Here is a 10,635-nt window from a genome sequence, read left to right as displayed (position 1 = left end):
GAAGCCTCACGGAGAAATCCGTGAGGCTTTTTTTTGGGCCTATAGCTCATTTTGCAGGCTGAAAAGTGTCATGCCATTCGATATATACACATGTTTCGCCCATTCAAGATACCTTCAGCACTAAATTGACGATTCACATTGCTCAATAGCTCATTTTGCAGGCTGAGACATAGGTGTCTTTCCGATGTATACTAACTTTATGGGCATTTAAGTTGCCTCAAAATTCAAAGTTAGTATGTTCAAAATGAGATGTCGTGCGTGTGGTAGTACTCACACGAAAAAGAATGGTGTTCGCAAAGGTGTACAACTGTATAAATGTCAGGATTGCGGCTATCAGTTTCGCTCCGGTTTCCAAGTGAGCGATGATGAATTGTGGACTGCTTATCAACAACAGAAGCAGACGATCAATGAACTATCGGTACGCTTCAGGATAAGCCTCTCTACGGTCAAGCGTAGGTTGCATGACATCAAGTGTGAGTGGGTGCAACCTCCACTAAACGGAAGCGGTTTTGTCCATCTGGACGTAACGTATTGGGGTCGAAACTTCGGTGTGCTGCTCGCATTGGATACGGAGAGCGGAAAGCCTCTCTATCTGTCCTTTGTAAAGAGCGAGACAGTGAAGGACTATGAAGACGCAGTCGTCAGTATTGAGAAGCGTGGATATGTCATACGCGGTCTAATCATTGACGGGAAAAAGAGCCTCTTCAAGTCTTTCTCCGAGTATCATGTACAGATGTGTCAGTTCCACATGAAGCAGATTGTCAGAAGGTATCTTACGCAGAATCCAAGAATGCTGGCCAGCCGGGATTTAAAGGCTCTTGTGGACAGGCTGCATCGAATCCACGAGGCTGATTTCAGGAGCGAATATCAAGCATGGAAGGAAAAGTGGAAGGGTACGATAGAACACCGCAGCCTGCACAAGGACGGCAGGCTGCATTATACGCACCGACGGTTGAGGTCAGCCATGAACAGCCTTGATTTCTACTTGCCTTATCTCTTTACCTGCCAGCGGGAGGACTGCCGAGGAATGCCCAATACTAACAACAAGATTGAGGGAACATTCACTGACCTGAAGAAAAACTTGAACAATCATAGCGGACTTACACAAGAGAATCGCAAAAGGTTCATCAATGGGTTTTTCTTGGCATTGATAGAAACTCAAAGTATGAAAAAGCAGGAACCACACCCGTAGTGGATCCTGTTCATACTTGTCGTTTTATACAATCCTATTCCTCATGGAGTTGCTCCCCAGCAGAGCCCCATTATGCTTCAGACTGCATGGCAAAGGTATATAAACTCTTTGAATATTCTGAATAAAGCCAGCCTGCAATTTGAGCTATTGAACACCTAATACAAAAAAACAGCCTGCAAAATGGGCGTAATGGACATTTGGTAGGCTGAAAAGCTCCAGATGTCCTTTATTTATTACCTTTGTGCCATTTGAAAACCTATGAATAAAAAACATGTGTATTCTGTGGCAGCTCAAATGTTAAAAAGAACGGTCATCGTCGGGGGCTGCAAATGTATTTTTGCGGTGATTGCAAGAAGCAATTTCAAGGCGGTCGCCGCATTGACAGTACAACATTATGGCAAAGCTATCTGACAGAGAAACGAACCGTCAAAGAACTATCAGTTATGCATAAATGTTCGGAGAGAACAATACGCAGGAAACTGAAGTTGGTAGCAGAGAGTTTTACCCCTTCCTTTCCTAAGGAAGCAACTGTCATAATTGATACAACATATTTCTCCAGAACATTTGGTGTAATGTTATTCCAAGATGCAACTTCGAGAAAGCTCCTTTATCGCAAATTTGTTAAAAATGAAACCAACAAGGAGTATCTCTCAGGACTTGAAGATATAAAAGATAGAGGAACAAAGATAGTGGCGGTAGTCTGTGATGGACACACAGGGCTTTTACAGGCTATAACCTTCTGCCCGGTACAAATGTGCCAGTTTCATCAATTGCAAATCATCAGAAGGCTTCTGACAAATAGCCCTCATTTGCCTGCAAGCATAGAGTTGCTGGCATTGGCAAGGAAGATGTTTACCATCGGAAAGGAGCAGTTCTTAATGGAATTTGGTAAATGGTGTGTCCGGTGGGAGGATTTTCTGAATGAAAGAACGACTCTTATTTCAGGCAAGACTACTTATACACACAGACGACTTAGGACTGCCAAGAGGTCTTTAAGAACACATCTCAAGTGGCTCTTTACATATGAAGAACATACGGAGGTAAACATACCGAATACAACCAATATGTTGGAAGGCTACAACTCACAACTTAAAAGAGCTTTACTGAACCATAACGGATTAAGCGATACCAACAAAAAGAAGTTTATTGATGGATTTCTGAATATAACAAAGTAGGCTAGAAATTGTCAGCCTACCATTTGTCCATTACAAACATCTGGAGCTTTTTCAGCCTACCAAATGTCCATTACGCCGCAAAAATGAGCTATACGCCTTTTTTTGTGTACGCTCGGCATGAGCATTATCCGCTCATCTCTCAAAAGCTCGACTTACAACCAACAGATGGTATTGGATAGCACCTTTGTTCATTACAGTTGGAATCCACTCCTTGAATACTCCATTTTCTTCACTGTCTCGCTCTTTACAAAGGACAGCACCTGACTTTGATTTTTTAGACACCTTAAAAGTCCATAAAGTAAATGTACATCGGTGGTGTGAGAGGTCGGTGAACACGAAAGTAGGAGATAAACACCTATGATTAGTGTTTACCTCCTATTCGATTGTTTTTACTGAATAGTAATTCTTTTATTTCCTATGGTTGTTCGTTAAGCTCGAAGCTCTTTGCGCCCGTTGGTTCTTCCTCACCACCTGGATCTGGCGCAATGGGACCTAAAGGGTTGTCACCCACATTCGTAGTGGATGGATCACACAAGTGATACTCTATATTCACATTCACTATGGTTATGTCAGGAGTGATGTATGTTTTCTTATTCATATTTTCGATATCTTTTTCTTTAGCCCATGCTTTTCTTAAAGTTTATGTTTGAAAAATCATATCCTTCTGTGGAGAGGATTTCCGTATTGTTTGATTAGTGTGGAAATCCTCTGCCACATGGGTAAAGCTTTGTTTCACATTAATCAATAAACAACTATTTTCTTCCCATCAACCACAAATATGCCCACTGGCAGGTCTTCAGTCGATGATCCGTTACTTACCTTTCTTCCGTTGATGTCATAGATGCCTTTTGCCGTGCGGTTGTTTCCTTTTTCATTAGCTTCTTTTAAGGTTTCGATGCTCGTTGGATTGGGTTTTGTTGGGTCAGTGATGAGAATTTTGGCACCGCCTGGCTGATCTTCTGTATATTCCAAATACCATCGTGTTCCCTTCAGTGCGAATGGGTGTTGGTAGCGTGTGAGTGCTCCCTTGTTCATCACATAGATGAAGTTGTCCGGGCTTGCCTGAATCTTCCCATGCTCTGTATTGCTGTCGTTCGAGTAGAAGAAGTTGGTTTTGAGTGTGATGGTTTTTCCGTCTGCCATTCTGTACGATTCGCCGTTCATGGCTGTAATGTCGCTTGTGTTCAACGAAACACCGGGCAAGAAGTAATGTGGACCTGTTGTCTTCACTGTCTCTTTACCAAGTGCCTCGGCTAATGGTGGCCATGTTATCTCGAGATATCGTTCTCCATCTTTCATTGGCATAATCAGGTAGGCTTTATTTTTATGTATGGCGATATCGTCCCATCCGATGGCATCTATATCGACTGTCTCAAATGCAATATTCTTTCCTTCGTGATCAAGCCCTTTCAGCTTTGCTAGTTTTACATTGTTTCCGAAAGCAGTGTATATTTGATCTTTGTTCAGATCGACAGGAACGATGAAAGAATTCCACTTGTTTATTTGGAAGTTGCGGAGCAATGCCATAGTCTGGAATTGCTGGTCTCCAAAGGCATTATAGGGGATCATATTTTCGAAATTCTCAAACATGGGGAATAGTCCTCCAAGGTATTTCATCTGAAAATTGTCGAAAACTGCCCAGTCTTCTGCCGGGTTGGATGTTTGGTTTTCCACCATAACTCCGAATTCGATATAATCTCCCTCGTTGGCCCACACAATGGACTTTGTTATGTAGTTGTCTTTGTTGGCATAAAAGGTCATTCCCGATTCTGTTAAGTTTGTTGGTCCGCCTTCTTTCCATAGTGGGAATGCTGCTCCTGTCATCTGTACGTATTGTTTTTGGTAAGGCACTTCCGGATTTCCGGTTGGTATTGCCGTGAACGAGTTTGTTGCTAATCCTGCATATTGCTTCTTGCTTCCATCCCCGGGTTTGTAGAAACCTTGACAGGATATCATGTATAAACCTGCCTTTTGAATTTTTTGCGTATATTGATAAAATTGTCCTACACCCCCTTTTATTTCTCCGTTATAGAACTGTCCGTACATCACATTGTAAGGTGGGTAAACTCCTGACGGATAGCCAGTGGGATAAGATGTATATTGTTTGTCGGTTTCGGTGAGTGGCGTGAAACTTTTATGATCGCCTTCGGTACTTTTGTGCTCTGCTCTGCTCGAGTGGAGATTACCCACTCTGACGGTTGCCGTGCTTCCTTCGGGTATATTGGTTATCCATGCCGCCTCTGCACCGTTCTCGCGCGAGAGGTTTTGGTCGTATATAAGAAAACTGGCATCGGCAAGATCGCGATATGATCCTGGGGTTTCCTCGAACCTATCAATAAGATCTTTCCGCGTGACGATTACCCACCGGTTGGCATCTTTTCTGTATTTTGTCCCAGAAGCAAATCTTTCTGTACCTATTACATACTTGCGTGCTCCGGTCTTACCGCTATTGGCATAGGTGAGATAGTAAGTTCCGAATCGGTCCGTACCAACATTTTTAGCACGGATGTAGTATTCGTTATTTTTGTTATCATCCTTGAAAAGTTCCCAATCGGTGCCCACATAGGCTGCAGTTTCATTCTCGCCCCTTAAACGATCGATGTATACTCCTAAATCATCACCAGTCTGATGTGAAGGGTCGCTAGATCCTGTTATCACTCCGATATGGTTGCCGTCTGCTGCGTCAGGGTGTTGATAGTCCCCAATCAGCTCCACAATTGCACTTCCTTTGGTTCCTGTACCTCTGTGTACGAGCCATACTGGTATGCCGATTTCAAAGAGTGAGGCTTCTGTACCCCAGTGACCACCCTGGTTGAAAAAGATACGCGAGTTTCCCGCTTCTTTGCAGGCAGCTACATTCACCAGATAGAGAGTGTTCTCTTGTGTAATACTGTTGTTTTTTCCATCCTTATCAATCAGATAGAATTGTTTCTGCGTTGGATCAATTGCGTGTCCCATCCATGGAGTTCCATTGGCTGTCTGTGCTGATGTTGATCGCATTGACATGAATGCCAATATCAATGCGAGCAATGAGTAAGTAATTTTGTTCATATATGATTTTAATTTAGATATTAAGATAACATAACATCATTGAGGGGATACAAAACTAAATATTGCATAAACTATGATCACTCTATGGCTGTACCACAGCTACTATGGGCTTGTCTGTTTGTAATCCGCTTTTCAACAGATGGTTCTACTATCAACTTTTTTAAGCTAAGACAAATTTACCTTATTTTGATAATTTATCAAAATGTTTATTCATAAAAATAGTTAAGAAGAACATAATGGTATTAAAATTAAATTATTGTATATGCGAGTTCGGGATAAGAACTTTTCTTATCCCGAACTCGCGTAACTTTGAATTTTTAGACTTCTTAAATGCCCATAAAGTAAATGTACATCGGAAAGATAGCAATGTTTCAGTCTGCAAAATGAGTTATAGGTCAGTTTTTAAAGAATTTCCCCCGACTCTGCCCATGATGGGTCGTTCGGGGGCTTTGTGTAAAGGTGTAAATCATATATTACACCGGCAAACAATTAGTTATGGATTTAGGGAGTATCCTTAAATTAGGTAACGAAGACTAAATGGTAATACAAAAATGAAGTTTTTGCACAATAGTTGTGGAATTAAAGAACAATTTTGTTACCTTTGCAACCAATTTTGAACAGTATTTACTAATTTATATTCTATTTAATGAGAAAAAGAACGCTTATTATCATGGCACTTTCATTGGCATTGGCCGGCACTACACATGCCGGAGGGTTGCTGACGAACACAAATCAAAACATCGCATTCAACCGGAACTTCGCACGCGAGGGCGCCATCGGCATTGATGGTGTCTATTCCAACCCGGCCGGTGTGGCGTTTCTGTCAAACGGGTGGCATGTCTCCCTAAATATTCAGAACGTTTATCAAACGCGAACCATCAATTCTTTGATGACGGTTCCTGCCTTACAAGGCACACCTTTTTATCAGCCATTCAAATTGAACGGAGGCGATGAGAAGGGTTATAAAAGTTTCACGGGGAAGACATCAATTCCCATAATTCCTTCTTTCCAGATAGCTCGGAACTACGACAAATGGGGATTTCAATTGGGGTTTGGAATTGTAGGAGGTGGGGGTAAAGCCACTTTCAACAAGGGTTTGCCTTCTTTTGAAAGACAACTGGCAATGATACCGGCTTTACTCTATGAACAAGGCATTAAAAGCGATGTTCCTACTTACGGTTTTAGTAGCTATATCCATGGTCAACAATACGATTTTGGATTGCAATTAGGCTTTACCTATAAAGTCAATGAACATTTGGCAGTTTATGGTGGAGCACGCTTCAACTACATTTATAATATCTATGAGGGTAATATCCTTGATATTTCCGCAAACATCGATGGTCAGACGCAAAAGGTATATGATGTGTTCGACAACAGAGCTAAAGGATTGACACAGCTTGCCATTCAAGCCACCAATCAGGCCGCACAGGCCACCGATCCTGCCACGAAACAGAAGTTGGAGGGTGTGGCCAAGCAATATCAGGAGGGTGCAGACAAACTTAATAAGGCAAAACTACAGTTTGCGGATCGTTACCTTGACTGTACGCAACACGGATGGGGGATTACGCCTATTATTGGCATCGATTATAAAATAGGGAAATGGAACTTTGGTGCCAGGTACGAGACGACAACAAAATTTAATATCGAAAATAAAACCAAGCGCGATGATACAGGGTTGTTTGAAGATGGTGTGAACACACCTAACGACCTTCCGGGATTATTGGGTGTAGGTGCACAATATGAAATAACCAAGAATTTGCGCGTCATGGCAAGCTATCACTATTATTTTGACAAAGATGCGCGAATGGATAAGAATAAGCAGCGTTATCTGAGCAGTAACACAAGAGAATATCTTGCGGGAGTGGAATGGGACATTACGCCTGCAATAACGGTTAGTGGTGGCGGACAACGTACCAAATATGGGCTGGGAGACGGCAAATACCTCTCAGACTTGAGCTTTGTTACCAGTAGCTATAGTCTCGGTCTCGGCGCAAAAGTAAGGCTTACGAAGAAAATGCACCTGAATGTTGCTTACTTCTTCACCAACTACGAAAAGTTCAACAAGGAGTATGAGGCTGTAATTGATGGCAATGGCAAAGAAGTAAAAACTCAAAACACCGATAACTTCACACGCTCCAACAAGGTGTTTGGTGTGGGGCTTGACATCGATTTATAGATTATTGGGGATCGATATCGTAATAAATCAGCAGTGCTCCATAGCGTTTTGCTCTCAAGAGAGCTTCTTTGGCGCGGAGAAGATAGGTTCTGGCGAGCCGATAGTCGATACCCGTTTCTAACTTGAGCATTATTTTCCTAATGTGTAAAGTTTTGATGCGGGCAACGGCAGGTTTGTCGGGACCCAAAACTCGGTTTCCAAAGACCTCGCGCAAGCGCGAACCCATCTCCAACGCTGCCGAATTAACGGTATTGTCATCGCGATGTTTCAGATAGACATAGATTAGCCTGCTAAACGGCGGATAGTGAAAGTTTTTCCGCTCGTCGATAAGCTCATTGAAAAAGCCTTGATAATCATGGGCAACCACCTGTCGGATAACGGGTAAATCTTTGTTTTTTGTTTGGAGGATTACCTTTCCTTGCTTTCCTTTACGACCGGCACGTCCACTTACCTGACACATCATCATGAAAGCATGCTCGTATGCGCGAAAATCGGGATAGTTGAGCATGGTATCTGCATCCAAGATGCCCACGATGGAAACATTGTCGAAGTCGAGTCCTTTTGAAATCATCTGCGTTCCGATGAGCAGATTAGTGCGCCCGGAGGAAAAGTCATTGATCAGTCGCTCGTAAGCATTCTTCGAACGCGTTGTGTCCAAATCCATTCTGGCAATGCGTGCTTCGGGAAATAACTCCATGATGGCGTCCTCTATCTTCTCGGTGCCATAACCGCGATTGCGAATTTCCTTGCTTTCGCAGTTCGGACAGCTTTCCGGAACGCGATAGGTGTAACCACAGTAATGGCAGGTGAGCTGTCCCATGTTCTTATGATAGGTTAGCGATACATCACAATTGGGACATTTGGGCACCCAACCGCAGACATGACACTCTACCATGGGAGCGAAACCGCGCCGATTTTGAAACAAGATGACTTGCTCACCACGTTGTATTGCCGCACGAACGGCTCCCAGCAATTGTGGAGAGAACGGTCCTCGCATCATCTTGCGGCGGCGAAGGTCTTTTACATCAACCACTTCTATTTCCGGCAGACGAATATCCTTGTAACGCCGATTGAGCGTTACAAATCCGTACTTTCCCCGCGATGCGTTGTGATAAGATTCCACAGAGGGAGTGGCGGTGCCAAGCAGAGTTTTGGCTCCGAACATTTTGGCAAGTACGATAGCGACCGAGCGTGCATGATAGCGTGGCGCGGGATCTTGCTGCTTGAAACTTGTCTCGTGTTCCTCATCAATGATGACCAACCCCGGATTTTTGAAAGGCAGGAAGACAGCACTCCGCGCCCCGAGAATAATATCGTAAGGTTCATCGGAGAGTTGTTTCGTCCAAATTTCCACACGCTCGGCATCACTATATCTGCTATGGTAGATGCCCAGCCGACTGCCAAAAACTCGTTGCAGGCGTTCCATGATTTGTACGGTGAGAGCTATTTCGGGGAGCAGATAAAGCACCTGCTTGTGTTCGTCGAGAGCTTTTTGTATCAGGTGGATGTATATCTCAGTCTTGCCTGACGAGGTAACACCGTGCAAAAGTGTAACATCATGCGACTGCATTTGCTCGCGAATAGCGTTATAAGCCACCGTCTGCGCATCGTTCAGCGGCTTCACCATTTCGGGATGATAGTCCCCGGTGGAATTGAGCCGCCCCACCTCCTCTTTGTAGGTGGTCAGGATGCGCTTCTCCAGCAGATTGCGCAGAACGGGCTGACCGCAATGTGCCGTGTTCAGGAGTTCGTCTCGTGTTACCGGCTTCAGCGACATTTCCTTCATGCGCATGTCAGGCTGTTCTGACACGCCTGCCAATTGCAAATAATCGAGCAGTAACTTTTGCTGTTTTGTGGCACGTTTCAATCCTTCGAGCAAATGGGTAACGGCTTGTCCGTCATTATAGTCTTCGGTTAGTCGAACGTAGGTTTCCGTCTTGGGTCTGTAGCCCTCTTCCGCTTTTAGCCCGGAGGGTAGGGCAGCTTTATAGACATCGCCAAGGGGCGACATATAATAATCAGCTATCCATTGCCAAAGTTCCAATTGTCGTTCAGTCAAGATGGGTGAAGTATCGAGTACGGAGCAAAGGCTCTTGTATTCCACTCCTTCCACAAGATTTGAAGCCTCGTGTGGCAGGGTGGCGCAAATTCCCACATACTTCTTGCTTTTGCCCAATGGCACGACTACCCTGCTACCGGGCTGTGCCATTGTTTCTAAATGTTCCGGCACAGCATAAGTAAAAGTCCCCTCCAAGGGTAAAGGCAATATCACTTCTACATATTTCATCTTGTATGCAAAGATAGGCTAAAGCAAAAGAATCACAAAGTAAAATCACGGATATTCAACAGAAAATAAAATATTTATTTTCAATTTGATGTTCAATCTCAATAGTGTCCTAAATATTCTTCACCTGTCTTTCCAAGGCTTAGCTGTTGTCTTTCAAAAGCTAAGCTTTTGCACTGCAAAAGGTCATGTATTGGAGTGCAAAAGCTTACCTTTTAAATCCTGTTTGGTATTATCCTGATTATCACCAGATTAAGAGGCGAGCTGCTGACACTGTTTTTGTAATATAATTTCGCAGTGATGGCAGGATTGAATATTTGGTATAAAAGAATCTGTTTCCCACCACCTGAATACACATTGGGACATAAGGAGAAGTGGATGCTATTCGCATGGAGAGTGTATTAATAAAAATATAACAATGGTTTGCGTTTTTTAACTTTGATTTTTTGATTATATAAAGTTAAAAAAATACTTTTGCATTCACATTAATTTATATTAAAATTTAAATTACTAAAAATGAAGCTATTATTGGGACTGTTAGCTATAGCCGCTCAAATATTCGTAATAGGCTGTGTGTGTTTTACATTTATTGTTCAAGTTAAAAACTTGCTCCGTGCCATTAAAGAGAAAAATAGAAAATGGACTATCAGTACGGCAGCAATACTTCTATTTAGTGTTGTAGTGATATACTTTGCTGACCTTGATCAGATGATAGTAAATGTATATCAATCCTTGATACATTTATGGAATTATTTTG

6 protein-coding genes are annotated in these 10,635 nt (G+C 42.9%); 3 read left to right on the top strand and 3 right to left on the bottom strand.

Annotated elements, in window-relative coordinates; genetic code table 11:
• Window positions 1–235: 235 nt before the first annotated feature.
• Together ETF27_RS06170 and ETF27_RS06165 are read left to right on the top strand one after the other, a co-directional pair.
• A complete protein-coding gene (locus ETF27_RS06170; protein WP_147785598.1) occupies window positions 236–1,192 on the top strand; it encodes an IS256 family transposase, variant Zn-binding type in 957 nt (318 codons plus the stop codon).
• A 329-nt stretch (window positions 1,193–1,521) separates the two neighbouring features.
• Window positions 1,522–2,367 carry an IS256 family transposase, variant Zn-binding type gene (locus ETF27_RS06165; RefSeq protein ID WP_147785597.1) on the top strand — a complete coding sequence of 282 codons (846 nt, stop codon included), beginning with the start codon at window positions 1,522–1,524 and terminating at the stop codon, window positions 2,365–2,367.
• 415 nt (window positions 2,368–2,782) lie between these two features.
• On the opposite strand, the gene ETF27_RS06160 is transcribed toward ETF27_RS06165, so the two are convergent.
• Both ETF27_RS06160 and ETF27_RS06155 read right to left on the bottom strand, forming a co-directional pair.
• Complete coding sequence (locus ETF27_RS06160) at window positions 2,783–2,965, bottom strand: hypothetical protein (protein ID WP_130830128.1); 183 nt, start codon at window positions 2,963–2,965, stop codon at window positions 2,783–2,785.
• Between the two features lie 143 nt (window positions 2,966–3,108).
• Window positions 3,109–5,418, bottom strand: a complete 2,310-nt coding sequence (locus tag ETF27_RS06155; RefSeq protein WP_147785596.1) for a hypothetical protein — start codon at window positions 5,416–5,418, stop codon at window positions 3,109–3,111.
• A gap of 646 nt (window positions 5,419–6,064) precedes the next feature.
• On the opposite strand from ETF27_RS06155, the gene ETF27_RS06150 reads away from it, so the two are divergent.
• Window positions 6,065–7,594 carry an outer membrane beta-barrel protein gene (locus tag ETF27_RS06150; protein WP_130830126.1) on the top strand — a complete coding sequence of 510 codons (1,530 nt, stop codon included), beginning with the start codon at window positions 6,065–6,067 and terminating at the stop codon, window positions 7,592–7,594.
• A 1-nt stretch (window position 7,595) separates the two neighbouring features.
• On the opposite strand, the gene priA is transcribed toward ETF27_RS06150, so the two are convergent.
• Window positions 7,596–9,881 carry a replication restart helicase PriA gene (gene priA / locus ETF27_RS06145; protein ID WP_130830125.1) on the bottom strand — a complete coding sequence of 762 codons (2,286 nt, stop codon included), beginning with the start codon at window positions 9,879–9,881 and terminating at the stop codon, window positions 7,596–7,598.
• Window positions 9,882–10,635 lie beyond the last annotated feature (754 nt).

Source organism: Prevotella brunnea (assembly GCF_008016795.1).
In the GTDB taxonomy this organism is placed as follows: Bacteria; Bacteroidota; Bacteroidia; order Bacteroidales; family Bacteroidaceae; genus Prevotella; species Prevotella brunnea.
The sequence above is the reverse complement of the archived record's forward strand: the minus strand, read 5'-3'. Positions and strand labels throughout refer to the sequence as shown.

Excerpts from the sequence above, each read along its gene's own strand:
- ETF27_RS06160 (WP_130830128.1), bottom strand. The coding sequence starts at position 2,965 with ATGAATAAGAAAACATACATCACTCCTGACATAACCATAGTGAATGTG.
- ETF27_RS06165 (WP_147785597.1), top strand. The coding sequence starts at position 1,522 with ATGTATTTTTGCGGTGATTGCAAGAAGCAATTTCAAGGCGGTCGCCGC.
- ETF27_RS06170 (WP_147785598.1), top strand. The coding sequence starts at position 236 with ATGTTCAAAATGAGATGTCGTGCGTGTGGTAGTACTCACACGAAAAAG.
- ETF27_RS06155 (WP_147785596.1), bottom strand. The coding sequence starts at position 5,418 with ATGAACAAAATTACTTACTCATTGCTCGCATTGATATTGGCATTCATG.
- priA (WP_130830125.1), bottom strand. The coding sequence starts at position 9,881 with ATGAAATATGTAGAAGTGATATTGCCTTTACCCTTGGAGGGGACTTTT.
- ETF27_RS06150 (WP_130830126.1), top strand. The coding sequence starts at position 6,065 with ATGAGAAAAAGAACGCTTATTATCATGGCACTTTCATTGGCATTGGCC.